Source organism: Streptococcus oralis (assembly GCF_023110435.1).
Lineage (GTDB): Bacteria > Bacillota > Bacilli > Lactobacillales > Streptococcaceae > Streptococcus > Streptococcus oralis_CF.
In genome coordinates, this window is the sequence record NZ_JALDWB010000002.1 from 86,322 (window position 1) to 111,784 (window position 25,463).

A 25,463-nucleotide genomic window follows, 5' to 3' on the forward strand; every position below is an offset into this window, starting at 1 on the left:
TACCTCACACTTTGTTCTAAAGGAATGGTAGGAAGGTACCTAGGATAAGAAGAAGTATGCTCACAATGACAATAACGACAATGAGTTTAGTAACAAATTTCCACCAAGTTCCTAGACTGATACGGCCGAGCGCGAGAGCCCCCATAACGATACCAGAAGTTGGAGCAACAAGGTTTAGTACACCAGATGCAGATTGATAGGCAGTGATGATGAGACTAGGTTTTACGTTAACGAACTCACCAAGCGGTGCCATGATTCCCATTGTAGCACTAGCAAGTCCAGATGAAGATGGGATAAGGAATGACATAGGAAGGTAGAAGAGGTAAGTCAAAACGATGAAGACTTGAGAAGAGAGACCTTGAAGTCCGACTTCACCCCAGTGTAGAATAGTTGCAGTAATCATACCGTCATTCATGATAACTTGGATACCACGAGCCACTGCACAAATCAAGGCTACGGTGAGAAGATCTGCTGCACCAGCCATAAAAGTAGAGATAATCTTGCTTTCCTTAAGGCCGTAAACAACACCAATAAGAATACCCATCACAGCAAAGAGCATAGCCCCTTCTGGGAAGTACCAGCTACCGAATGGTAGAGCAGATGAACCGATAGCTCCACCAATAACAGGGAGACCAATCAACCAATTCTTGAAGTCTTCAAATAGAGTGATGTGCAAGTCTACCCAAGGGATAAAGCTGGCGATCATGATGATGAAAGTCAAGATGAACAAGGCAAGAACATGTTTTTGTTTCTTGTTCAAGACAGATGGAGCATTTTCGTTATCAGTGACATTGAAGTGTTTAAGGTCTTCTTCACGTTGAGAGTAGACAAGTGATTTTGTGGGATCTTTTTGAATCTTTTCCGCATAGCGGTAAACAAAGTATGTGCTAATACCTGTCATAACAAACCAGAAGATGATACGAAGGATAACCCCGTCCATAGATGATACACCCGCTGTATCAGAGGCGATAACAGTAGCAAAAGGATTGAGAGTAGAGGCAAGACAGCCGACTTGAGAACCTAGTAGAATGATGGCAACGGCAGTAATGCTATCAAAACCAACAGCCATCATAACAGGAACAAGGAGTGGATAAAATGCCATGGTTTCTTCACCCATACCATAAGTTGTTCCTCCAAGTGCAAAGAGGGGCATGAGGATGAGGATCAGCATTTTTTCGCGTCCTTTGTATTTCTTAACAATAGAGGCAATACCAACATCTAATGTGCCTGTCGCATTGACGACACCTAGAAATCCTCCAACCATGAGGATGAAGAAGGCTACGTCAATAGCGGCTTTAGTTGGTTCGTGACCGAGCATCGCCCGGATTGGAGCCATCAGAATATCGTAAATCCCTTGGGGATTAGAGTCAACAGTTTGATAGGTACCTGCAATGAGGCCACCTGCTTCGTTCGTGTCATACTTACCTGCTGGAATGATCCAAGTCAAGATTGCCATGATAGCAATAATAATGATCAAAACAGTGTAAGATGAAGGCATTTGGAACCTTTTTTTTGTTTTTTCACTCATTTGTTTTTCCTCCTAAACTATGCCACAAAGTATAAAAACGAATGATGTTGGTTTATCTGAGTACTCCTAGTTAGAGCTTGTACTTGGGTTAAAATGGCTAGTCTTTAACAATAATTGTTCCGCTTTCGGACTCGATCAAGGCGCCTAGATTGCTGAGGGAAGTGATAACAGCCTTGCCTTCTGGGCGGTTGGTTACAAAATCGATAGCAGCTTCGACTTTTGGTAGCATGCTACCCGGTGCGAATTGTCCTTGTTTGATGTATTCTTTTAGTTGACTGATAGTAACGTGTTCAAGTTTTTCTTGGTCTGGTTTATTGTAGTTGACATAAACATAGTCTACGCCAGTAAGGACGATAAAGAGGTCAGCTTCGACGAGTTCTGCTAGTCGTTGAGACGCAAAGTCTTTGTCGATAACGGCTTCGACCCCACGTAAGTAACCGTTTTCATTTTTAACGACAGGGATACCTCCTCCACCTGCTGCGATGACAACTTGACCATTATCGAGCAAGGTGCGGATGCTGTTGATTTCTTTAATGTCGATTGGTTTTGGTGAAGCCACCACTTTACGCCAGCCACGACCGGCATCTTCTTTGAAGGTTGCTCCTGTTTTTTCGCTCTCAGCTTTGGCATCCTCTTCTGAGTAGAATGGACCGATTGGTTTGGTGGGATTGATAAAGGCAGGGTCTTCCTTGTCTACTATAACTTGGGTAACAACAGAAGCGACATTTTTATCAAGTCCTACATCGAGCAATGCGTTATCAAGAGCACATTGTAGCCAAAAACCGATACTACCCTCGGTCATGGCAACCAAAGAATCAAGGGGGAAGGCAGGGTTTTTTTCCGAATCTGCCATCAAGTGTTGAAGCAAGAGATTACCCACCTGAGGACCATTTCCGTGAGTGATGATCAGTTCATCTCCGTTTTGAATCAACTTAACCAGATGACGAGCTGTTTCTACCAGAGCAGCTTGTTGAGCTTGGGCAGATGGATCAGTGGAGAGGATGGCATTTCCGCCTAAAGCAACGACGATTTTTCTATGAGACATGAGCTCTCCTTCCTTTAATATGGTAAACCTGACAGAACTCCAAGAGCTACAGGCAGGTATGATGATAAAATATGAAGTGGAGGTAGCGTCTTTTTAAAAGACAAATTAGTCATTACTACTAATAAAAGGGGTTGAACGCACAGCCGACGTTTATCAGAATGAGACTAGGAAGCAGGAAGATGACAAGAGTAAGGTGGCAAATCTGTCAAACGGAATCCTTGCTTTCTTTCGCTAGAACTGATAAGCTATCATAGCTTTCGTCTCAACCCCTGTGTTGTGTATACGAGTAAGTTTTATACTTTAGGAATGTAGAGATTTCCAAGAGTAGCAGCCATAACAGCTTTGATAGTGTGCATACGGTTTTCTGCTTGGTCAAAGTGACGAGCATACTTGCTGCGGAAGACTTCGTCTGTTACTTCCATTTCTTCTACGCCAAATTTTTCAGCAACATCTTTACCATAAACAGTGTGAGTGTCGTGGAATGCTGGTAAACAGTGGAGGAAGATCAAGTTTTCGTTGTTTGCTTTTTTCACTAAGTCCATATTGACTTGGTAAGGTTTCAAAAGTGCAACGCGTTCTGCGAATTTGTCTTCTTCACCCATAGATACCCAAACGTCTGTGTAAAGTACATCGGCACCTTTGACAGCTTCGTCTGCATTTTCGGTGATGAGGATGTGTGCACCACTTTCTTTAGCAAATCCTTCAGCCAATTCAACGATTTCTTTTTCTGGGAAGAGTTCTTTTGGTGAGAAGATGTGAACATTAACACCAAGGATAGCACCTGTTACGAGCAAGCTGTTGGCAACGTTGTTACGTCCATCACCACAGTATACCAATGTCAAGCCTTCCAAGCGGCCGAAGTTCTCTTGAACAGTCAAGTAGTCAGCGAGCATTTGAGTTGGGTGCCATTCGTCAGTTAGACCGTTCCATACTGGAACACCTGAGAATTCTGCCAGTTCTTCAACCATACGTTGGCTGAAACCACGGAATTCAATCCCGTCAAACATACGACCCAAAACTTTTGCAGTATCTTCAGTAGATTCTTTTTTACCTAACTGAATGTCATTTGCTCCGAGGTATTCTGGATGAGCACCAAGGTCAATAGCTGCAGTTGTAAAGGCTGCACGTGTACGAGTAGAAGTTTTTTCAAACAGGAGGGCGATATTTTTACCAGCAAGGTAGTGGTGTTGGATATTGCGTTTTTTCAAATCCTTCAAGTGAGCTGAAAGACCGATAAGATATTCTAACTCTGCGCGAGTAAAGTCTTTTTCTGCTAAGAAGCTGCGTCCTTGGAATACTGAATGTGTCATTCTATTATTTCCTCTTTCTATTTTTTTACATTTTTTATTGACAAATACTGAACAGCGATTATACTTCTTCACGTTCAAATGGCATAGACATACAACGAGGTCCACCACGGCCCCGAACCAATTCACTTCCGCGAATCTTAATCAAGCGAAGCCCGTATTCTTCTAGGATCTTATTGGTAATGGTATTGCGGGCATAAACGACGACTACACCAGGTGCGATGGTCAAAGTGTTGGAACCGTCATTCCATTGTTCACGCGCAGCTGCTACGATATTGCCACCACCGCAACGGATCAAATGAACTTTTTCTACGCCGAGGTTCTTCGCAAGAAGTTCAGCTAAGTCACCTTTTTCTTCAACAATCTTGAGTTTTTCATTTTCATAAGTGACAGAGTACACACGAAGATCGCCTTCGATTTCTGGGTGAATTGTGAACTTGTCATAGTCAACCATGGTGAAGACAGTATCCAAGTGCATGAATTTACGGTTGTTAGCAAATTCAAATGCCAATACTTTCTTGAAGCCAACATTTTTCTTGAAGATGTTCACCAAGAGTTTTTCAATCGAAGCTGCATCTGTACGTTGAGAGATACCTACTGCAAGAACGTCTTTAGAAAGAACGAGCTCATCTCCACCTTCAATACGTGTATCTTCTTCACGGTTGTAGACTAATTCTACTTTTCCACCATAGATTGGATGGTGTTTGAAAATATATTTACCATAAAGAGTTTCACGGTTACGAGTATCTGCATACATGTGGTTAAGTGATACGGCATTACCAATGGTTGCAAATGGGTCGCGAGTGAAGTAGAGGTTTGGCATTGGGTCAATAGCAAATGGATAGTCTGACTCAACCAAGTCAGTTAAGCCTTTTGCTTCTTCAGGAATTTCTGGCAATTCAACTTTTTGAACCCCTGCCATAGTTTTTTCAACCAATTCTTGGTTGTCCTTGATACCGTGAAGCAATTCACGAATAGCCGCCTTGGTTTGACGACCACGGATGTTAGCTTCGTCTAAATATTCCTCGATAAATTGATCGCGGATTTCTGGGGAAGTCAATGATTCAGCAGTCAATTGCTCTAGGTAAAGGACCTCAATTCCTTCATCACGAAGAGCTTGAGCAAATGCGTCATGTTCTTTTTGAGCATCTTCCAAGAATGGAATGTCATCAAAAAGAAGCCTTTCGAGATAGTCCGGCAACAAGTTTTCCAACTCTTTGCCTGGACGGTGCAACATAACTTTTTTCAGTTTCCCAATTTCTGAGAATACCTGAATTGGATGTGAAGACATGTGTTTTCCTCCTTAAAAATTTTCACGGTGGCACCTTTTTGGTACCGCTTACATTTACGTTATATCATATTCTCAGAGGCGTGTCAATAGTAAAAAATGATTAAAAATTCGGACAAAACAAGGTTTTAGTAGTATTTTATGTTATTATACGATAGCAAAAGGAATTAGAGGAAATAAATGTATAAACTTCTACTATAAAGAATATAATATTTTTTGAAAAAATTATGCTAAATTTCACATTTTAAGAAGAAATGTCCAGATTTTAAGTCATTTCTGACGAGGAATTGAGAAGAGCAATGGTTGAAAGCCACTTAGAAAATTATATGAAATCTATCAGAAAAGACTTTCTTCTAGGCCACTTTAAATGTATATTGTACAAATTATAGAATCTTTTCTGAGTATTTAGGGAGACAGCCTTGTCTTATTGACGGTACCTAGATTTTTTGTTATAGTCAACGAGGTAACAACTAGGAAGAAGGAGTTATTCACAAGTTGTGGATAAGTCTGGGGAGAGCAGGACATTCAGCTAATATCCTAGAGGGTTCTTGATAATAGTACCGGAAACTAGTAACGAGCCAGCTTTCTAGTAGAAATCCTAGTGCAGTGGGGATTTGAGCAGAGTTTGCTGAAGGTGATAGGTTCAAAGTCAAAGAGCCGGAGTCTAGAAAAGCTAGTTTTTAGGCATGTTTTCTTATCCACAAGTTGTGGATAACTTTGTGAACAAGAGAAATAATCAGAGAAAGAGATACGAGATGATGACGAAAATAAAACCTCATGGACCATTACCAAGTCAGGCCCAGCTAGCTTATTTAGAGGATGAACTAGCTGCCTTTATCCATTTTGGCCCCAATACCTTTTATGACCAAGAATGGGGAAGTGGGCAAGAGGATCCTATGCGTTTTAACCCGACCAAGTTGGATGCGCGTGAATGGGTTCGGGTACTCAAAGAAACAGGTTTTAAAAAGCTGATTTTGGTGGTTAAGCACCACGATGGTTTTGTCCTCTACCCGACAGATCACACAGATTATTCGATCAAGGCTAGTCCTTGGCGAGATGGAAAAGGGGACTTGCTCCTCGAAGTATCCCGAGCTGCAACTGAGTTTGACATGGATATGGGAGTGTATTTGTCTCCTTGGGATGCCCACAGTTCCCTTTATCATGTGGACCGAGAAGGGGACTACAATGCCTATTATCTGGCTCAGTTGAAGGAAATATTATCAAATCCTGACTATGGGAATGCTGGTAAGTTCGCTGAGGTTTGGATGGATGGTGCTCGAGGCGAAGGGGCCCAGCAGGTCAACTATGAGTTTGAGACTTGGTTTGAAACCATTCGTGACTTGCAGGGCGATTGTTTGATTTTCTCAACTGAGGGAACTAGTATTCGCTGGATTGGCAATGAACGGGGCTATGCAAGGGATCCCTTGTGGCAAAAAGTCAAGCCCGACCAGTTGGGGACAGAGGCTGCATTGGATTACTTACAGCACGGAGACCCCTCTGGGACGCTATTTTCAATTGGTGAGGCAGATGTTTCTCTTCGCTCGGGCTGGTTTTACCATGAGGATCAGGATCCCAAGTCTCTCGAGGAGTTGGTCGAGATTTATTTTCACTCGGTAGGGCGGGGAACTCCACTCTTGCTTAATATCCCGCCGAACCAAGATGGCCTCTTTGATGAAAGGGATATCCAGCGACTTTATGAATTTGCTGCCTACCGTAACGAGATCTATAAAGAAGATTTGGCTCTGGGAGCCAAGGTATCTGGTCCGGCTCTATCGCCAGACTTTGCCTGTCATCATCTGACAGATGGACGGAAGACCAGTTCATGGGCAAGTGATGCAGAGTTGCCAATCCAATTAGAGCTCGATTTAGGGGCTCCTAAAGCTTTTGATGTGATTGAGTTAAGAGAAGATTTGAAGCTGGGGCAACGCATCGCTGCTTTCCATGTTCAGGTAGAGTTGGATGGTGCCTGGCAGGAGTTTGGATCTGGTTATACTGTTGGCTACAAACGTCTCTTACGAGGATCAGTCATTGAGGCGCAGAAGATACGTGTGACCATTACAGAGGCACAGGCTTTGCCTTTGTTGACCAAAATTTCACTCTATAAAACACCTACCTTGTCGAAAAAAGAAGCTGTTCAGCAGCTAGAGTTTTCAGAAAAAAGTCTAGCTGTGACCAAGGGAGAAAATGTCCACTTTACAGTGAAACGCAGAGAATCTAGCAGTCCTTTAGAAGCTAAGATTTCGATTCAACCAGGGACGGGTGTGCATGGTGTCGCCTATCGGGACGAGATTCAAGTCCTTGCGTTTCAAGTTGGTGAGAATAAAAAAAGGCTGGCGCTGCCAACCTTGTATTTTGCAGGAGATAAAATCCTTGATTTTTATTTGAATTTGACGGTAGAGGGGCAGCTTATTGATCAACTTCAAGTTCAAGTTTCATAAAAGAAGAACCTTTGCATGATGCAAAGGTTCTTTTGGTTATGAGTGATTTGGTAGCCAGCTGAGGGTGAAGGTTAGTTGCTCAGCTTTTAAGAGGTCTTGGTGTTGGATGCTAGCTACAGGAGTCTTGTCCAGTCGGTACTCTTTGACAAAGTTGAAATGGCTGTGGTTTTGCTTAGCATAGATATCCAGCCATTTATTTTCCTTAGCCAGGTAGACACGGAGATGGTCAAAGAGAGGGACTCCGAGGTCATAACTTGGTTTGCCTGGACAGGTCGGATAAAATCCGAGAGCCGACCAGATGTACCAAGCAGAGAGACTACCATTGTCTTCATCGCCAGGATAGGCTTCCCAGCTTGGGTGAAAGGCTTTCTGACGCAGGGTCTTGATGAGAAGGGCAGTGTAGTCAGGGTAGTCGCTGTAGCGGAAGAGATAAGGAATGTGGAAGCTAGGCTGGTTGGAAATGGCGATTTGCCCAAAAGGAGCGGTAGCCATCTCGCTCATTTCATGAATCTCATAACCATAACCTGTCGTTTCAAAGAGGGGAGCGTCCTGACAGGCTTTCAAAAGATAGTGGCTGAAGGCTTCTTTTCCCCCCATGAGTTGACGCAAACCTGGGATGTCATGTAAGACACCTAAAGTCGCTTGAATGGCAGAGCATTCGGCGTAGTCTCGTCCCCAACTATAAGGGGAGAAGTCAGGGCGGAAGTTGCCTTGGCTGTCTCGCGCTCGCATGTAGCCTGTCTCAGCGTCAAAGAGATGGCGGTAATTTTGTGATGCAGACATGTAGGTCTCAGCTATTTCTCTTTCCCCTAGTTTTTCGGCACAGCTGGCGATACAAAAGTCACTATAGGCGTAGTCTAGGGTATGGCTGACGCTTTCGTGGTGGTCGGTAGAGAGATAACCTAATTCTTGGTATTGTGCCAAACCGTGACGACCATTGATGCCCAGAGGGTCGGACTTAGTGGCTGTCTCCAACATAGCTTGGAGGAGTTCTTCTTCCAAGTCAGGAGCCATTTCCTTGCAGACACTATCTGCGATAATACCGTCCAATAGAGTCCCCGGCATCATGCCACGTTCATCTGGGGCTAGCCATTTAGGCAGAAAACCAGTATCGCGGTAGCTATTGAGGAAACCTTCTAGAAAGCGGTGATAGTGTTCCGGTATGATAAGAGCAAAGAGGGGGAAGGTAGTGCGGAAGGTATCCCAGAAGCCATTGTTGCTGAAGAGGACACCAGATTTGACAGTACCAGTAGTCAGATCCATGTGGATGGATTGCCCTGATTCATTAACCTCATAAAAAGTCTGTGGGAAGAGGAAGAGTCTGTAAAGGCAGTGGTCAAAGAAGGTTCGGTCAGCCTCTCCTGTCTCGATAACGTCAAAACGATGGAGGAGATCTTCCCAGTCTGCTTGTGCACTGGCTTTACAGCTATCAAAGTCCTTTTGAGGTAGATTAAGCAGAGCTTGAGAAGGCGAGATGAAAGAAGTTGCTAGCTGGATTTCAGCATGGCTATCTGCAAGGTCAATACGCCAGTCTCCGCCTTCTTGGCTGACAGCAAGAATATCCGTGTTCATTTGCAGGGCAGTGAATAGTTTTAGCGGATTTTTGTTGGTCTCTGTTTTGCCTTCTTGTCTCAGGGCAAGAGTCCGCTTATCTATTTGTTCGACTGTCAGTTCATCCGCTGCGTGAAGACAGAGGGAGAGGGCTTTGTCTTGCTTTTGCTCTAAACGAATAGAAGCACCGTAACAAGTCGAAGTAAGCTGGGTTTCGATCTGATAGCGCAGGGAGAAAATTTTCAGATAATGAGGTTGGAAAGAGGCCTTATCCCTATCATAGGAAGATTGGCGATGAAAGAGACTGTCTCCGCCCAGTTGGCCTGTAACAGGTGTCAGGAGTAGCCAAGAGTAGTCCCCAATCCAAGGACTGGGCTGGTGGGTTAATCGAATCCCCTGAAAGATGGGCAGATGCGGATCGAAAAACCAAGCGCCCTCCTGGTCACTGGTCTGGGGAACAAAGTAATTCATCCCAAAAGGAACGCCTGTGTAAGGCAGGGTATTTCCCCGAGAGAAGGCATGCTTGCTAGCAGTACCAAAGCGGGTATCGATGGTTTCAAGTAGTGGTTTCATAGTTATCTCTTTGTAAACGTTTTATATAGTATAACATGAAATGAACAAAAAAACTTTAAATCAATACAAATTCCTTAAGGCCTCATCATCTGTGATATGAATAGTACGACGTATCTTCCGAATATAGTGATGTTCTTCAAAAATCTTAAATTTTCGCGAAATAGTTTCGGGCCTCGTTCCGAGGTAACTAGCGAGTTCCTTTTCTGAAATTGGCAAAGTGAAGGTGAATTTAGGATTGTTCTCTTTTTCGGCAAGGTGTATAAGATAGCAAGCGAGGCGTTGTTCTATTTTTTCAAGGGCCAATAAGGTGACTTGTTCTTCCGTCTGGATTGCTTTTCTGGCATTAAGACGCAGAAGTTGCCAACTAAAATGTGGAAAACTCTGGAGAAGGTATTGAAAATCCTTTTTATGAATGACACAGATTTCTGTAGAGACCAAGGCTTCCCCGTAGAGATCCTGATTATTCTCTCCAAAGAGATAGTTTTCTCCTTCGTAATTTCCTTTGCCAACGATACGGATACATTGTTCGTTTCCGTCATTAGTCAGACGATAGACCTTAAATTGTCCTCTATTAACAATGATTAAAGTTTCTTCGTCAAAGGGTGAGAAAATCAACTCGCCCTTTTTAAATTCCTTATGGTTAAATAGACTATGAATGCCCTGAAGTTCATCATATGATAGTGTGCTAAAAAGAGGGACTGTATAAAAGCATGGTTGGGACATAGGAACTCCTAATTTTGAATAAATTTATAGAAACTTGACGAATATCAATTTTTTTATCATGTAGATACAGTAAAATAAAAACACAATATATAGCGTACGTGTATTCAACGAACACAATATATTGTATCAAAAAAGGAGGAGTCATGCAAAAAATTAGATTTTATTATATTAGTTTAAGTGGGAATACGAGCTCTTTTGTACAACGGGTCAGTCAATATATAGAAACGACGCATCATAGAGAAGTTGAGTCTTTGAATATAAAAGATTTAAAGGGAAAGGCGATTACGGTAGATGGTCCCTTTGTCAGTTTTTTGCCAACTTATCTAGAGGGGGGAAATGGAATTGATACTGGTTTCCAAGAAATTTTAACGGGAAACCTTCGAAAATTTTTGGAGTATCAAGGAAATTTTCGTTATTGCTTAGGAATTATCGGGAGTGGTAATCGAAATTTCAATAAGCAATTCTGTCTAACGGCTTTTCAATATGCAGAGCAGTTTGGCTTTCCTGTTATAGATGTTTTTGAATTACGTGGGACAGATGAAGATGTAGAGAGGCTTTCCAAACATATTTTAGCTAGTTTTGAGAAAGCGGAGGAAAAAATAGATGTCAGCTACTAAGGATTATTTTGTTTTGAACAATATGGTGAACATTCCAATTGATGGTGAAATTCCTCTTTACTATGATAGAGAAGCCTTAACAGACTATTTAAAGAATGAAATTGAACCTCATACGATGCATTTTTCAAGTTTGAAAGAACGTCTCCAGTATTTAATTCGAGAGGATTATGTGGATGAAGAGGTTGTGGGCTTGTATCGTGGGGAGTCTGGTGAGATTGATAGTAATTTTTTAGAGGATTTATATCAAAAGATCAAGGAACATGGTTTTGCATTTAAGAGTTTTATGGGAGCTTATAAATTTTATAATCAATATGCACTAAAGACTGATGATTCCAAGACCTATTTGGAATCGTTCGAGGACCGGGTGTTCCTTAATGCCCTCTATCTAGGAAATGGCGATCAGAACTTAGCGACAAAAATTTCGGAGGAAATGATCACCCAACGGTACCAACCTGCGACCCCCACATTCTTAAATGCAGGGAAAAAACGGCGTGGTGAGATGGTTTCTTGTTTTCTGATAGATCTTGATGATTCTATGTTATCTATCGGACGTGGGGTCAATTCTGCTTTGCAACTCTCTAGACTTGGTGGTGGGGTTGGAGTGAATTTATCGAATCTACGTGCCAGTGGTTCTCCTATAAAAGGAATTGAACATGCTTCTTCGGGAGTGCTTCCTGTAATGAAACTACTAGAAGACTCTTTTAGCTATAGCAATCAACTAGGACAGAGAAATGGGGCAGGGGTCGTTTACTTAAACGTTTTTCATCAGGATATTCTCGCCTTTTTATCGACAAAGAAGGAAAATGCAGATGAAAAAATTCGTGTTAAAACCCTCTCTCTGGGGTTGGTCGTTCCGGATAAGTATTACGAGCTGATTAAAACAAATCAACCCATGTATCTGTTTAATCCTTATCATGTTGAAAAAGTCTATGGGAAACCTTTTTCGTATGTAGATATCACGGCTGAATACGACCGATTGGTTGTAAATCCAGCTATCGAAAAGACGGTTGTTCAAGCGAGAGAATTGAAACAGGAAATTTCCCGTTTGCAACAAGAGTCTGGCTATCCTTATATTTTAAATATCGATGTCGCTAATCGTGCGAATCCCGTCAAAGGGAAAATCATTATGAGTAACCTTTGCTCGGAGATTTTGCAACCACAGACTCCATCTGTATTGAATGATGATTTGTCCTATCATGAGGTAGGAACGGATATTAGTTGTAACCTTGGATCAACTAATATTGTTAATTTACTAAAATCTGAAGATTTTGCTGCCTCTGTTGATGCAATGGTTCGTGCCTTAACGACTGTTACGGATCTAGAGTCTGTCGAAGAGGTGCCTACAGTAAATAAGGGAAATCGTCTCTACCATACAATAGGACTCGGAGCGATGGGATTACACACAGTCCTCGCTTTGCACCAAATCAAGTATGGTTCAAAAGAGTCTTTAGAATTTACAGAAGCTTATTTCTTAGCATTGAATTATTATTCTTTAGTATCTAGCAATAGAATCGCAAGAGAGCGACGTGAGACATTCTATGAATTTGCGGATTCACGCTATGCCGATGGAAGTTACTTTTCACCATATGTAGAGCAGGATTTTGTATTTAGATTTCCTAAGATAGCAGCCATTTTTAAGAATATGCCTATTCCAACGAAAGAAGATTGGAAGGTACTAAGGGAGAAGGTCATGAAAGATGGTCTCTACCATCGAAATCGTTTAGCAGTAGCGCCTAATGGTTCTATTTCTTATATCAATGAAACGAGCGCTTCTCTTCATCCGATTACTCAGTTGGTAGAAAATCGGCAGGAAAAGAAGGTGGGATCGATCTTTTATCCCGCTCCGTATCTGTCCAATGATACCTTACCATTTTATGAGACTGCTTATAACATGGATCAGCGTAAAATTATTGATGTATATGCAGTCGCACAAAAACACATTGATCAGGGAATGAGTCTGACTCTCTTTATGCGTTCTCAATTACCTGAAGGACTATATGAATGGAAAACTAAGGGAAGTACAATGCTAACGACACGTGACTTGAATCGTCTTCGGAATTACGCGTGGCGAAAAGGGATAAAATCACTTTATTATGTTAGAACCTATACAGAGGATGACGAATTCAGCAGTGTAAATAGCTGTGAATCTTGCATGATTTAAGGAGAGAAGATGTCAAAAAAATTTCTATACTACAAAGCAATCAACTGGAATGAGATTGAGGATGAGTTAGATAACGCTACGTGGGAGAGGGCGACATCGTTATTTTGGTTAGACAATCGAATTCCAATTGAAAATGACAAACTTGCTTTTAATCGTTTGTCGGTAGAGGAGAAGCAAGAATTAAATCGTTCGCTGATCTTTCTTGCAAATTTATCAACTTACCAGTCGCTAGAGGCGGAGGAGTTTATACTGCATAGTGAACGCTCACAACAGGAGGTTGCTATTGTAAACAATCTACAGTTCACTGAAATGGTAAATACCAAGGCTTATAATACTATTTTATACTCCTTTAATGAGGACGAACAGGAGGTGGCATCCTTATTTGAGTGGGTAGATCAACATAAATTGGTAGTAGAGCGACTAGAAAGAGTTGACACGGTATATCATAGTAAAAATGCGATTCAGAAGCGCTTTATGGCTACTTGTGTTGAAGGAATCATGACTTATAGTCAACTTGCCTTTTTGATGAAATTGTGGATTCAAAAGGGCTTTACTAATCTTGGTGAAATGGTGAAAATGATTCTCTTGAATGAGTCATTGCATTGTGACTATCTGATACATAAAGTCAATCTTCTTTTGGCAGGAATGGATAGAGCTGGTCAAATTTCATTTCAAATCTGGGCTGTTGAAATGATTGACAGAATCTTAAAAACAGAGGGGAAAATCATTCGTGAACTTTATGTAGATGCTGACATTCAAAAATTGACTCAGAACCTTGTACAAAGAGAAGCCAATCATTTGTTAGAGAGTATCGGGGTCAAAGAGAGGTACCCGGTTGATAGGGAGATTCTCTCTGCGCTTGATGGAGTATTGAATAGGCTGAGAAAGCACGAGCTTCTCGGGCAGATGTCTATTCATAGGATAGAAGAATCACGTGATGATGACTATGATTTTTGAGGAGGATTTATATGTTACATCGGACATTGAATTGGAAAGAAGTCGAGGATGAGTTAGACGACTATGTTTGGGATAAAGCTACGGCACAATTTTGGATTGATACTCGTGTTCCAGTATCAAATGACTGGCTTGATTGGAAGCAACTATCAGATCCGGAAAAAGAGATTGTCAAGAAAGCGGTTGGAGGCTTGGCTTTGCTTGATACGCTTCAATCCGAAGAGGGCTTGTATTCTATTAAACAGCACGTTCGAACTCGCAAGGAGAGAGCGGTTCTGAGTGATTTTACATTTATGGAATCTATCCATGCTAAGACATACGGTACCATATTGATTTCGTTAAATACTTTTAAGGAAATTGAGAAAATATATGATTGGATGAATCAGGATCCTAAAATGCAGTATAAGGCCCAAAAGATAAATGAGATGTATCAGCATGGAACCCCTCTACAGGTGATGGTTGCGAGTGTGTTTTTAGAAGGAATCCTATATTATAGCAACTTTTTCATACCGCTTTGGTATCGTGGACAAAATAAACTAGCTAATCTAGCAGAGTTAATCAAATTAGTAATTAGGGATGAATCTGTACATGGGACTTATCTGGGATATAAGTTTCGCTTAACTTTTGATGAGCTCTCAGAGGCAGAACAACATGAGTTCACAACTTGGATGTATCGTTTTTTAGATGATCTTTTGGAAAATGAGTTTGCATATACAGATGAAGTCTATGCACCTATTGGTTTGGCAGAAGAAATAAAGGTATTTGTTAAATACAATGCCAATAAAGCGCTACAAAATATGGGTTTTCAAAGTTATTTTTCGAATATCACAGCGTTTGATGTGAATCCAATTGTCATGAATGGTATTTCGATTGAAACTGCTAATCACGATTTCTTTTCTCAAGTGGGTGCGGGGTATCTAATGGGAAATGCAGAAGCAATGCTAGATGATGACTATGATTTTTAGAATAAATGAAACAATAGGAATCTCTACTTAATTTTTTTCATAAGTTTGTTTCAAAACGCCTTTAGTTTGTGTATATCTTTTGGAGGCGTTTTTTTTTATACTGAACATGAAACTTGTTTGAAAGAGGAAACTGCACGATGATTTATTCGAAAGAAATTGTTAGAGAATGGCTGGACGAAGTAGCGGAGCGGGCCAAGGACCATCCGGAGTGGGTGGATGTCTTTGAGCGTTGCTACACCGACACCTTGGACAATACGGTCGAAATCCTAGAAGATGGTTCGACCTTTGTACTGACAGGGGATATTCCTGCCATGTGGCTTCGGGACTCGACAGCCCAACTCAGACCCTACCTGCATGTGGCTAAAAGAGATGTCCTCCTGCGTCAGACCATTGCAGGTTTGGTTAAGCGTCAGATGACCTTGGTGCTCAAGGATCCTTATGCCAATTCCTTTAACATTGAGGAGAACTGGAAGGGTCACCATGAGACAGACCACACAGATCTTAACGGCTGGATTTGGGAGCGCAAGTATGAGGTGGACTCGCTTTGCTATCCTTTGCAGTTGGCTTATCTCCTTTGGAAAGAGACTGGCGAAACCAGTCAGTTTGATGAAACTTTTGTCACAGCAACCAAGGAAATCCTTCATCTCTGGACGGTAGAGCAAGATCACAACAACTCTCCTTATCGTTTTGTTCGGGATACAGACCGCAAGGAAGATACGCTGGTAAATGATGGCTTTGGACCTGACTTTGCCGTGACAGGTATGACCTGGTCAGCCTTTCGTCCGAGTGATGACTGCTGTCAGTATAGCTATTTGATTCCGTCCAATATGTTTGCAGTCGTTGTCTTGGGGTATGTCCAAGAAATCTTTGCAGAACTGAACCTAGCTGATAGCGAGAGTGTCATCGCAGATGCTAAACGTCTGCAAGCAGAGATCCAAGCAGGTATCGAAAACTATGCCTACACCACCAATAGCAAGGGCGAAAAGATTTACGCCTTTGAAGTGGATGGTCTAGGAAATGCCAGCATCATGGATGATCCAAACGTACCAAGTCTACTGGCTGCTCCATATCTTGGTTACTGTGCGATTGACGATGAAGTGTATCAAGCCACACGCCGCACCATTCTGAGCCCTGAAAATCCATACTTCTACCAAGGAGAATACGCTAGTGGTCTTGGAAGTTCCCATACCTTCTATCGCTATATCTGGCCAATCGCCCTTTCTATCCAGGGCTTGACAACAAGAGATAAGGCGGAGAAGAAATTCTTGCTCGATCAGCTGGTTGCCTGCGATGGTGGCACAGGTGTCATGCATGAAAGCTTCCACGTAGATGATCCAACGCTCTACTCTCGCGAATGGTTCTCTTGGGCCAATATGATGTTCTGTGAGTTAGTCTTGGATTATCTAGATATTCGCTAGTCAGTTCTTTAGTTAGATAAAAATAAAAATTTAAGTTAGAATGAGGTTTTACTTCATGGAAAATGTTGTCGTACATATTATCTCACATAGTCACTGGGACCGTGAGTGGTACTTACCTTTTGAAAGCCACCGTATGCAGTTGGTGGAGTTATTTGACAATCTTTTTGATCTCTTTGAAAATGACCCTGAGTTCAAGAGTTTCCACTTGGATGGCCAAACCATTGTCCTCGATGACTACTTGGAAATTCGTCCTGAAAATCGCGACAAAGTCCAAGGTTACATCGACCAAGGCAAACTCAAAATTGGTCCCTTTTACATCTTGCAGGATGATTACTTGATTTCCAGCGAAGCCAACGTCCGCAATACCTTGATTGGTCAAGCAGAATGTGCAAAATGGGGCAAATCAACCCAGATTGGTTATTTCCCAGATACCTTTGGAAATATGGGACAAGCTCCCCAAATCCTTCAAAAATCAGGCATTCACGTGGCAGCCTTTGGCCGTGGTGTGAAGCCGATTGGATTTGACAACCAAGTCCTCGAAGATGAGCAGTTTACTTCCCAGTTTTCAGAAATGTACTGGCAGGGTGCTGATGGAAGTCGTGTCCTTGGCATCCTCTTTGCCAACTGGTACAGTAATGGGAATGAAATCCCTGTTGATAAGGATGAAGCCCTGGCCTTTTGGAAACAAAAATTGGCAGACGTACGTGACTACGCTTCGACCAACCAATGGTTGATGATGAACGGATGTGACCACCAGCCTGTACAGAGAAATCTGAGCGAAGCCATTCGTGTGGCAAATGAACTCTTCCCAGATGTGACCTTTGTGCATAGTTCCTTTGATGACTATATCCACGCAGTAGAAAGTGCTCTGCCTGAGCAACTATCTACCGTTACAGGTGAGTTGACCAGTCAGGAAACAGATGGTTGGTATACACTGGCTAACACTTCTTCATCACGGATTTACCTCAAACAAGCTTTCCAAGAAAATAGCAACCTGCTAGAACAAGTAGTGGAACCATTGATTGTCATCACTGGCGGCCACAACCACAAGGACCAGTTGACCTATGCTTGGAAAGTCCTTCTACAAAATGCGCCCCATGATAGTATCTGTGGCTGTAGCGTGGACGAAGTTCACCGCGAGATGGAGACACGTTTTGCCAAGGTTAACCAAGTTGCTAACTTTGTGAAAACTAACCTTCTCAATGAGTGGAAGGGTAAAATTGCAACTCAGGAAGCGCAAAGCGACCATCTCTTTATGGTTATCAATACAGGCTTGCATGACAAGGTTGACACTGTTAGCACAGTGATTGATGTGGCGACTTGTGATTTCAAGGAATTGCACCCAACAGAAGGCTATAAGAAGATGGCAGCCTTGACCTTGCCAAGTTACCGTGTCGAAGACTTAGAAGGGCATGCAATAGAAGCGAAAATCGAAGATCTGGGAGCTAACTTTGAGTACGATTTACCAAAAGACAAGTTCCGTCAAGCTCGTATCGCTCGACAAGTGCGCGTGACAGTGCCTGTTCATCTAACACCTCTCTCTTGGACAACCTTCCAATTGCTTGAAGGGGAACAAGAACACCGTGACGGTATTTACCAAAATGGAGTGATTGATACGCCATTTGTAACGGTAAGCGTGGATGAAAACATCACGGTCTACGACAAGACAACTCATGAAGCTTATGAAGATGTTATTCGCTTTGAAGAACGTGGTGACATTGGAAATGAGTACATCTATTTCCAACCAAAAGGAACAGAGCCTATCTACGCCGAGCTGAAAGGCTATGAGGTCTTGGAAAATACAGCTCGTTTTGCCAAGATCTTGCTCAAGCATGAATTGACAATTCCAGTAAGTGCAGACGAAAAATTGGATGCAGAACAAAGAGGCATCATCGAGTTTATGACGCGTGAAGCTGGACGTTCAGATGAATGGACAAGCATTCTTCTTGAAACAGAGATGACCGTCTTTGTTGATAATCCACAAATCCGCTTCAAGACTCGCTTTACTAACACAGCCAAGGACCACCGTATCCGTCTCTTGGTTAAGACTCATAACACACGTCCAAGCAATGACTCTGAAAGCATCTATGAGGTAGTGACACGACCAAATAAACCAGCGGCTTCATGGGAAAATCCTGAAAATCCTCAACACCAACAAGCCTTTGTCAGCCTTTATGATGATGAAAAGGGTGTGACGGTGGCAAATAAAGGATTGCACGAGTATGAAATCCTTGGAGATGATACCATTGCCGTGACCATCCTTCGTGCCTCAGGTGAGTTAGGTGACTGGGGTTACTTCCCAACGCCAGAGGCTCAGTGCTTGCGTGAGTTTGAAGTCGAGTTTGCGCTTGAATGCCACCAAGCAGGGGAACGCTTCTCGGCCTTCCGTCGTGCCAAAGCCTTCCAAACACCGTTCACTAGTCTTCAGGTTGCTAAACAAGAAGGAAGTGTTGCTGCGACTGGTAGCCTCTTGAGTCATGCGGCACTCAGCTTGCCACAAGTCTGCCCGACAGCCTTTAAGGTAGCTGAAAATGAAGAAGGATATGTACTTCGTTACTACAATATGAGCCAAGAAAATGTGCGCATATCTGAACACCAACAAACTATTCTTGACTTACTTGAGCGACCATATCCAGTTCATTCAGAACTATTGGCTCCACAAGAAATTCGTACAGAATTGATTAAAAAAGAAGAAATTTAATAGTTATAAAGTGTTCTATAACTAATACTATGAGATAGAAAGGAGGGGCGAAAGAGTAAGGATTAACTACTGATTCGTCCCTTTTTTGGTGATAATATGACGATTGCAACCATTGATATCGGAGGGACTGGGATTAAGTTTGCCAGTCTGACTCCTGATGGAAAAATACTAGATAAGACAAGTACACTGACGCCAGAAAACTTGGAAGCTTTACTGGCTTGGCTAGACCAGCGCTTGTCAGGGCAAGATTATAACGGCATTGCTATGAGCGTTCCAGGTGCGGTCAATCAAGAAACAGGTGTGATTGAGGGAATCAGTGCTGTACCTTACATCCATGGCTTTTCTTGGTATGAAGCTCTTGCTCATCATCAACTCCCTATCCATCTAGAAAATGATGCCAACTGTGTTGGACTGAGTGAATTGCTAGCTCACCCAGAGATTGAAAATGCAGCCTGTGTCGTGATTGGGACTGGAATCGGCGGAGCTATGATTATCAATGGCAAACTTCACCGTGGTCGCCACGGCTTAGGTGGTGAGTTTGGCTATATGACAACCATTGAACCAGCTGAAAAACTCAACAACTGGTCGCTACTAGCATCTACAGGAAACATGGTTCGCTACGTAATTGAAAAGTCAGGTCAGACTGACTGGGACGGCCGCAAGATTTACCAAGAAGCTGCAGCAGGCAATGCCCTTTGCCAAGAAGCCATTGAGCGCATGAACCGTAATCTGGCTCAAGGCTTGCTCAATATCCAGTATCTCATCGACCCAGATGTCATTAGTCTGGGTGGCTCTATCAGCCAAAACCCCGACTTTATCCAAGGGGTCAAAAAAGCTGTCGATGAATTTGTCGAAACCTATGAAGAATACACGGTCGCACCTGTTATCCAAGCCTGCACCTATCATGCAGATGCCAATCTCTACGGTGCCCTTGTCAACTGGCTACAGGAGGAAAATCAATGGTAATTTTTACAGGACTTAGTCCCAAACAAACGCAAGCTATTGAAACATTAAAAAATCACATTTCTCTGCCAGATGTAGAGGTAGCTGTCGCTCAGTCTGACCAAGCCTCTATCTCTATCAAGGGTGAGGGGGGACACTATCACCTGACTTATCGCAAACCCCATCAACTCTATCGCGCCTTGTCAGTTCTTGCAACAGCTCTAGTAGAAGGTGACAAGGTCGAGATTGAGGAGCATGCGGCTTATGAATATTTGGCCTACATGGCAGACTGTTCGCGAAATGCAGTGCTAAATGTGACTTCTGCCAAACAGATGATTGAGGTCTTGGCTCTCATGGGCTACTCAACCTTTGAGCTTTATATGGAAGACACTTATCAAATTGAGGGGCAACCCTACTTTGGTTATTTCCGTGGTGCCTATTCGGCTGAGGAGTTGCAGGAAATCGAAGCCTACGCCCAGCAGTTTGACATGACCTTTGTGCCTTGCATCCAGACCTTGGCTCATTTGTCGGCCTTCGTTAAATGGGGTGTCAAAGAAGTGCAGGAACTCCGTGATGTGGAGGACATTCTCCTTATTGACGAAGAAAAGGTTTATGACCTGATTGATGGGATGTTTGCCACTCTGTCTAAACTGCAGACTCGCAAGGTCAATATCGGGATGGACGAAGCCCACTTGGTTGGCTTGGGACGCTACCTCATTTTGAACGGTGTTGTGGACCGTAGTCTCCTCATGTGCCAACACTTGGAGCGCGTGCTGGATATTGCTGACAAGTATGGTTTCCACTGCCAGATGTGGAGCGATATGTTCTTTAAACTCATGTCAGCGGATGGCCAGTACGACCGTGACGTGGAGATTCCTGAGGAAACTCGTGTCTACCTAGACCGTCTCAAAGACCGCGTGACCTTGGTTTACTGGGATTATTATCAGGATAGCGAGGAAAAATACAACCGCAACTTCCGCAATCATCACAAGATTAGTCATGACCTTGCCTTTGCAGGGGGAGCTTGGAAGTGGATTGGTTTCACACCCAACAACCATTTCAGCCGTCTAGTGGCTATCGAGGCCAATAAAGCCTGTCGTGCTAATCAGATTAAAGAAGTCATCGTGACGGGTTGGGGGGACAATGGTGGTGAGACAGCTCAATTTTCTATCCTGCCAAGTTTGCAAATCTGGGCAGAACTCAGCTACCGCAATGACCTAGACCGTTTGTCTGCTCACTTCAAGACCAATACAGGTCTATCAGTTGAGGACTTCATGCAGATTGACCTTGCCAACCTCTTGCCAGACCTGCCAGGCAATCTCAGTGGTATCAATCCCAACCGCTATGTCTTTTATCAGGATGTTCTCTGCCCGATCCTTGACCTACACATAACACCTGAACAAGACAAGCCGCACTTTGCGCATGCTGCGGAGACCCTTGCTGAAATCAAAGAAAAAGCTAGTGCCTACTCTTATCTATTTGAAACTCAGGCCCAGTTGAACGGCATTTTAAGTAGCAAAGTAGATGTGGGAAGACGCATTCGTGAAACTTATAAAGTCGGTGACAAAGTCAGTTTGCAGCAAATCGCCAGAGAAGAATTACCAAAACTCAGAAGTGAGATTGAAACTTTCCACAAACTCTTTAGCCAACAATGGCTGAAAGAAAACAAGGTCTTTGGTTTGGATACGGTCGATATCCGTATGGGCGGACTCTTACAAAGAATCAAGCGAGCAGAGAGTCGCATTGAGTGTTATCTGGCAGGTCAGATTGACCGCATCGAAGAATTAGAAGTCGAAATCCTTCCATTTAACGATTTTTATGGAGACAAGGACTTTGCAGCCACAACAGCTAACCAGTGGCACACCATTGCGACAGCTTCGACGATTTATACGACCTAGAAATTTATCACAGATAGTTAAACATCTCCTTTTAAATACATGGAGATGTTTTTTTGATTTGGAGATAGGGAAGGAGTATAATGAAGGTAGAAAGATAGTTTGGAGGTCTGACCATGAAAAAGCTACTACTAGTTCTAGGTGCGAGTGTGCTAGTCTTATCTGCCTGCCATAAATCGACAGAGGATAGAGCACCTAGTCCGTCAATATCAAGGGAGCAACAAACCAAGGAGACAACCAACTATTTTCACTATTTAGCAGATTCCTATCAAAAGGCTCTTTCGCACGAAAAAGAAGTCGAGGCTGCAACTGTTCAATCACCGATGGCTGCTACGGTTACAGCCATGGAAGAACTCGAGTTATCTAATCCGACTGACCAAGCCTTGATTATGAAGAACTACTCGGATTTTCAGAAACTAATTCAATACAATACTGAAAAGTGGGAGGAAGAGTTTGCAAGCTGGGCTTCTTCTATGGGGCAGTCCTATCATAGACTAGAGCATGCAAACTTTGATGAAAAAAATGAACTAATCAAAAAATTAGAAACTACAACAGTCTCTCAGAAAAGTGTCAAATGGAATGTTTTTGGAGTATCGAGTGACAATGCTTATGACTACTTGATTTTGGATGCTTACTATGACAATCAGGATAAACATTTCTACCTATTTACACTGAAGGATGGGCAAGTACAGGTCTTGCATACCGATAAGACACTGGAAACTATCCCTACTGCAAATTTTGAAGAGACTGAGAATACAGATTTAGCGCAACGTTTTAAGGAATTTCTATTAAAAACAAGTGTAACTACAGAGAGCGAGCCAGATACAGATAATAGTTCTTTAATAGACAAGATAAAAACAGCCATGGAATCCTACTCGGATAGTAAAGGTGAAAGATTTAAGTCAACTAATTTGGTCACCTATGGTAATTACTATGGACTTGCAGTGCCAGACCAGATAATGCAATTTGGGCAAGTAGATGGGGTGAATTATACTTTTAAATGGTATGGCTATATTGCAGGTTCAGGTTCTGGGCGGTTTGATATCCTAGCTTGCTATGTGAATGAAGCAGAGACAGAGGTGATTCTCTTTGGCTACAAGGATGGCAATCCTGCTCTTTTACAAACCGAAGGAAGACCAGAGATTGAGAAAAACGAATCAGGGGCTATCATAAATGGCCAGGTTCATTTTGTCGAGTTTCATCACTCAATATTGGAACAAGTTTTCAATCAGTAAAGCGGAAATACACTTATCGTATGCAAAGTGTTTCTCGTGAAACCTATTTCTTATAAAAAACTTCTCCACATAAAATAATTTGTGGAGTTTTTTCTATAATTAGTAGTTTAAACTGACCTTCAAATAGGAGTATACTAATAATGTAATCGTTATCAAACCTAAAAATTCGATAGAATCAGTTTTTAGGAATAAAAAGGGAGGAAATTATGAAAAAGTTTTCAAAGACCTTGAGAGATAACTGGATCTTTCTCTTGATGGTTTTACCAGGGGCTCTCTGGCTGATTCTATTCTTTTACATTCCAGTATTTGGGAATGTGGTCGCCTTTAAAGACTACCATATGACCAGTAATGGTTTCATAGATAGTATTGTGAATAGTAAATGGGTCGGGTTAGATAATTTCAGATTCTTGTTTAGTTCAAAAGATGCCTTTATCATTACTCGAAATACTGTTCTTTACAATCTCGGGTTTATCTTTATCGGTTTGATTGTATCAGTAGGGATTGCCATCATCCTTAGCGAGCTTCGCTCTAAGAGAATGGTTAAGATTTTCCAAACGTCTATGTTGTTCCCTTACTTCCTGTCATGGGTTATCATCAGTTTCTTTACAGATGCCTTCCTAAACATTGACAAAGGGGTCTTCAACCATTTCCTAACGTCCATTGGCATGAAGGAAGTCAACTTCTACGCTGACTTAGGCATTTGGCCATACCTTCTCCTTTTCCTAGGTATTTGGAAAGGCTTTGGATATAGCAGTGTCATGTACTATGCGACAATCATGGGAATTGATCCAACCTATTACGAAGCAGCAACAGTGGACGGGGCTAGCAAGTGGCAACGTATTCGCAATGTAACCATTCCTCAGTTGACTCCACTTGTAACAGTCTTGACCATCCTTGCAGTCGGAAATATCTTCCGTGCAGACTTTGGTCTCTTCTATCAAATTCCACACAATGCTGGTCAGCTTTACAATGTAACCAACGTTTTGGATGTATATGTCTTTAATGGTTTGACTCAGACAGCAGATATCGGTATGGCTTCAGCAGCCGGTCTTTACCAATCCGTTGTCGGTTTGATTCTGGTTATCCTATCAAACTTGCTTGCAAGACGAGTCGATCCAAATTCAGCACTATTCTAGAAAGGAGGAAAGCATGGCAGAAAAAATTAAAAAAGAAAAAATCGATAATGTCGGCATTCACTCCTTCAGTAAGAAAGCAGATATCTTCTTTAGTATTATCTCTGGTTTGATCGCTCTTTCTTGTATCTTGCCCTTTATCTTCGTTATTATCATTTCGGTGACAGACGAAAAGAGCATCCTCCAGTATGGATATAGCTTTTTCCCATCACAGTTTGGATTAGATGGTTTTGAGTTCTTGGCTCAGTTTAAGGATAAAATCCTCCAAGCGCTCTTTATCTCAGTCTTTGTAACAGTAGTCGGGACAGTGACCAACGTCTTCATCACAACCACTTATGCCTACGCCATCTCACGGACAACCTTTAAGTATCGCAGATTCTTTACTATCTTTGCCCTTCTTAGTATGTTGTTCAACGCTGGTTTGGTGCCAGGCTATATCGTGGTGACTCGTTTGCTTCAACTTGGTGATACCGTTTGGGCCTTGATTGTTCCAATGCTACTCTCACCATTCAACATCATCTTGATGCGTTCCTTCTTCAAGAAGACCATTCCAGAAGCCATTCTCGAATCTGCTCGTATCGATGGTGCCAGTGAAGCTCGGATCTTCTTCCAGATTTGTTTGCCATTGTCACTTCCAGGTATCGCAACCATCACGCTTTTGACAGCTCTTGGTTTCTGGAACGACTGGTTCAACGCCCTTCTTTATATCAAGAGTGACAACTTGTATCCATTGCAATATTTGCTCATGCAAATCCAGCAAAATATGGACTACATTGCTAAAGCAGTCGGCCTTTCTGGTCAACTGGGTGTTGCTCTTCCAAAAGAAACAGGACGTATGGCCATGGTTGTGGTTGCAACCCTTCCAATCGCGATTCTGTATCCATTCTTCCAACGCTACTTTGTTAAAGGGTTGACGATCGGTGGTGTGAAAGAATAGCTCTTGCTGAGAAACATCGTTTCTCCCTTCCCAACTTCATATTAGTGACTGA

18 protein-coding genes are annotated in these 25,463 nt (G+C 42.4%); 12 read left to right on the plus strand and 6 right to left on the minus strand.

The genetic code is table 11. The features are described 5' to 3' along the window. Positions 1 to 16 precede the first annotated feature (16 nt). The 4 genes from M1F97_RS04670 to arcA form a co-directional block, all read right to left on the minus strand. Positions 17 to 1,528 (minus strand): YfcC family protein, encoded by a 1,512-nt coding sequence (locus tag M1F97_RS04670; protein ID WP_001291839.1) that lies wholly within the window; start codon positions 1,526 to 1,528, stop codon positions 17 to 19. Between the two features lie 97 nt (positions 1,529 to 1,625). After that, positions 1,626 to 2,573, minus strand: coding sequence for a carbamate kinase (arcC, locus tag M1F97_RS04675; RefSeq protein ID WP_125449833.1), 948 nt, complete (start codon positions 2,571 to 2,573; stop codon positions 1,626 to 1,628). Positions 2,574 to 2,866: 293 nt separating this feature from the next. Next, positions 2,867 to 3,883 (minus strand): ornithine carbamoyltransferase, encoded by a 1,017-nt coding sequence (gene argF, locus M1F97_RS04680; RefSeq protein WP_247944358.1) that lies wholly within the window; start codon positions 3,881 to 3,883, stop codon positions 2,867 to 2,869. Positions 3,884 to 3,941: 58 nt separating this feature from the next. Beyond that, a complete protein-coding gene (arcA, locus tag M1F97_RS04685; protein ID WP_138100960.1) occupies positions 3,942 to 5,171 on the minus strand; it encodes an arginine deiminase in 1,230 nt (409 codons plus the stop codon). 755 nt (positions 5,172 to 5,926) lie between these two features. On the opposite strand from arcA, the gene M1F97_RS04690 reads away from it, so the two are divergent. Beyond that, the gene (locus M1F97_RS04690; protein WP_247944443.1) at positions 5,927 to 7,606 is read left to right on the plus strand and encodes an alpha-L-fucosidase; all 1,680 of its coding nucleotides are present in this window, start codon (positions 5,927 to 5,929) and stop codon (positions 7,604 to 7,606) included. A gap of 36 nt (positions 7,607 to 7,642) precedes the next feature. On the opposite strand, the gene M1F97_RS04695 is transcribed toward M1F97_RS04690, so the two are convergent. Then, positions 7,643 to 9,730: a GH92 family glycosyl hydrolase gene (locus M1F97_RS04695; RefSeq protein WP_247944359.1), complete on the minus strand. Its 2,088-nt coding sequence runs from the start codon at positions 9,728 to 9,730 to the stop codon at positions 7,643 to 7,645. A 60-nt stretch (positions 9,731 to 9,790) separates the two neighbouring features. After that, positions 9,791 to 10,453 (minus strand): Crp/Fnr family transcriptional regulator, encoded by a 663-nt coding sequence (locus tag M1F97_RS04700; RefSeq protein ID WP_247944360.1) that lies wholly within the window; start codon positions 10,451 to 10,453, stop codon positions 9,791 to 9,793. 143 nt (positions 10,454 to 10,596) lie between these two features. Between M1F97_RS04700 and nrdI the strand changes: the two genes are divergently transcribed. The 11 genes from nrdI (at position 10,597) to M1F97_RS04755 (ending at position 25,411) form a co-directional block, all read left to right on the plus strand. After that, complete coding sequence (gene nrdI / locus M1F97_RS04705) at positions 10,597 to 11,070, plus strand: class Ib ribonucleoside-diphosphate reductase assembly flavoprotein NrdI (RefSeq protein WP_247944361.1); 474 nt, start codon at positions 10,597 to 10,599, stop codon at positions 11,068 to 11,070. Beyond that, complete coding sequence (nrdE, locus tag M1F97_RS04710; protein ID WP_247944362.1) at positions 11,057 to 13,231, plus strand: class 1b ribonucleoside-diphosphate reductase subunit alpha; 2,175 nt, start codon at positions 11,057 to 11,059, stop codon at positions 13,229 to 13,231. The genes nrdI and nrdE overlap by 14 nt, the downstream gene beginning before the upstream one ends. A 9-nt stretch (positions 13,232 to 13,240) precedes the next feature. After that, on the plus strand, positions 13,241 to 14,188 hold the full coding sequence (locus tag M1F97_RS04715) for a ribonucleotide-diphosphate reductase subunit beta (RefSeq protein WP_247944363.1): 948 nt from the start codon (positions 13,241 to 13,243) through the stop codon (positions 14,186 to 14,188). Positions 14,189 to 14,199: 11 nt separating this feature from the next. Beyond that, positions 14,200 to 15,150, plus strand: a complete 951-nt coding sequence (nrdF, locus tag M1F97_RS04720; protein ID WP_169446939.1) for a class 1b ribonucleoside-diphosphate reductase subunit beta — start codon at positions 14,200 to 14,202, stop codon at positions 15,148 to 15,150. A 137-nt stretch (positions 15,151 to 15,287) separates the two neighbouring features. Next, positions 15,288 to 16,568 carry a glycoside hydrolase family 125 protein gene (locus tag M1F97_RS04725; RefSeq protein ID WP_247944364.1) on the plus strand — a complete coding sequence of 427 codons (1,281 nt, stop codon included), beginning with the start codon at positions 15,288 to 15,290 and terminating at the stop codon, positions 16,566 to 16,568. 55 nt (positions 16,569 to 16,623) lie between these two features. Continuing rightward, positions 16,624 to 19,269, plus strand: a complete 2,646-nt coding sequence (locus M1F97_RS04730; protein WP_247944365.1) for an alpha-mannosidase — start codon at positions 16,624 to 16,626, stop codon at positions 19,267 to 19,269. Between the two features lie 96 nt (positions 19,270 to 19,365). Then, a complete protein-coding gene (locus M1F97_RS04735; protein ID WP_247944366.1) occupies positions 19,366 to 20,235 on the plus strand; it encodes an ROK family protein in 870 nt (289 codons plus the stop codon). Beyond that, on the plus strand, positions 20,229 to 22,109 hold the full coding sequence (locus M1F97_RS04740; protein WP_247944367.1) for a beta-N-acetylhexosaminidase: 1,881 nt from the start codon (positions 20,229 to 20,231) through the stop codon (positions 22,107 to 22,109). The genes M1F97_RS04735 and M1F97_RS04740 overlap by 7 nt, the downstream gene beginning before the upstream one ends. 113 nt (positions 22,110 to 22,222) lie before the next feature. Further along, positions 22,223 to 23,341 (plus strand): DUF4767 domain-containing protein, encoded by a 1,119-nt coding sequence (locus M1F97_RS04745; protein WP_247944368.1) that lies wholly within the window; start codon positions 22,223 to 22,225, stop codon positions 23,339 to 23,341. Between the two features lie 206 nt (positions 23,342 to 23,547). Further along, a complete protein-coding gene (locus M1F97_RS04750) occupies positions 23,548 to 24,477 on the plus strand; it encodes an ABC transporter permease (RefSeq protein WP_000714584.1) in 930 nt (309 codons plus the stop codon). Between the two features lie 13 nt (positions 24,478 to 24,490). Then, positions 24,491 to 25,411: a carbohydrate ABC transporter permease gene (locus tag M1F97_RS04755; RefSeq protein ID WP_247944369.1), complete on the plus strand. Its 921-nt coding sequence runs from the start codon at positions 24,491 to 24,493 to the stop codon at positions 25,409 to 25,411. Positions 25,412 to 25,463: the final 52 nt, after the last annotated feature.

What these genes read in the sequence shown, in the direction of transcription:
- M1F97_RS04740 (WP_247944367.1), top strand. Translation starts at nt 20,229, where the DNA reads ATGGTAATTTTTACAGGACTTAGTCCCAAACAAACGCAAGCTATTGAA.
- M1F97_RS04695 (WP_247944359.1), bottom strand. Translation starts at nt 9,730, where the DNA reads ATGAAACCACTACTTGAAACCATCGATACCCGCTTTGGTACTGCTAGC.
- M1F97_RS04715 (WP_247944363.1), top strand. Translation starts at nt 13,241, where the DNA reads ATGTCAAAAAAATTTCTATACTACAAAGCAATCAACTGGAATGAGATT.
- nrdE (WP_247944362.1), top strand. Translation starts at nt 11,057, where the DNA reads ATGTCAGCTACTAAGGATTATTTTGTTTTGAACAATATGGTGAACATT.
- M1F97_RS04750 (WP_000714584.1), top strand. Translation starts at nt 23,548, where the DNA reads ATGAAAAAGTTTTCAAAGACCTTGAGAGATAACTGGATCTTTCTCTTG.
- argF (WP_247944358.1), bottom strand. Translation starts at nt 3,883, where the DNA reads ATGACACATTCAGTATTCCAAGGACGCAGCTTCTTAGCAGAAAAAGAC.
- arcC (WP_125449833.1), bottom strand. Translation starts at nt 2,573, where the DNA reads ATGTCTCATAGAAAAATCGTCGTTGCTTTAGGCGGAAATGCCATCCTC.
- M1F97_RS04755 (WP_247944369.1), top strand. Translation starts at nt 24,491, where the DNA reads ATGGCAGAAAAAATTAAAAAAGAAAAAATCGATAATGTCGGCATTCAC.
- M1F97_RS04730 (WP_247944365.1), top strand. Translation starts at nt 16,624, where the DNA reads ATGGAAAATGTTGTCGTACATATTATCTCACATAGTCACTGGGACCGT.
- M1F97_RS04745 (WP_247944368.1), top strand. Translation starts at nt 22,223, where the DNA reads ATGAAAAAGCTACTACTAGTTCTAGGTGCGAGTGTGCTAGTCTTATCT.
- M1F97_RS04670 (WP_001291839.1), bottom strand. Translation starts at nt 1,528, where the DNA reads ATGAGTGAAAAAACAAAAAAAAGGTTCCAAATGCCTTCATCTTACACT.
- M1F97_RS04735 (WP_247944366.1), top strand. Translation starts at nt 19,366, where the DNA reads ATGACGATTGCAACCATTGATATCGGAGGGACTGGGATTAAGTTTGCC.
- M1F97_RS04725 (WP_247944364.1), top strand. Translation starts at nt 15,288, where the DNA reads ATGATTTATTCGAAAGAAATTGTTAGAGAATGGCTGGACGAAGTAGCG.
- M1F97_RS04700 (WP_247944360.1), bottom strand. Translation starts at nt 10,453, where the DNA reads ATGTCCCAACCATGCTTTTATACAGTCCCTCTTTTTAGCACACTATCA.
- nrdI (WP_247944361.1), top strand. Translation starts at nt 10,597, where the DNA reads ATGCAAAAAATTAGATTTTATTATATTAGTTTAAGTGGGAATACGAGC.
- arcA (WP_138100960.1), bottom strand. Translation starts at nt 5,171, where the DNA reads ATGTCTTCACATCCAATTCAGGTATTCTCAGAAATTGGGAAACTGAAA.
- nrdF (WP_169446939.1), top strand. Translation starts at nt 14,200, where the DNA reads ATGTTACATCGGACATTGAATTGGAAAGAAGTCGAGGATGAGTTAGAC.
- M1F97_RS04690 (WP_247944443.1), top strand. Translation starts at nt 5,927, where the DNA reads ATGACGAAAATAAAACCTCATGGACCATTACCAAGTCAGGCCCAGCTA.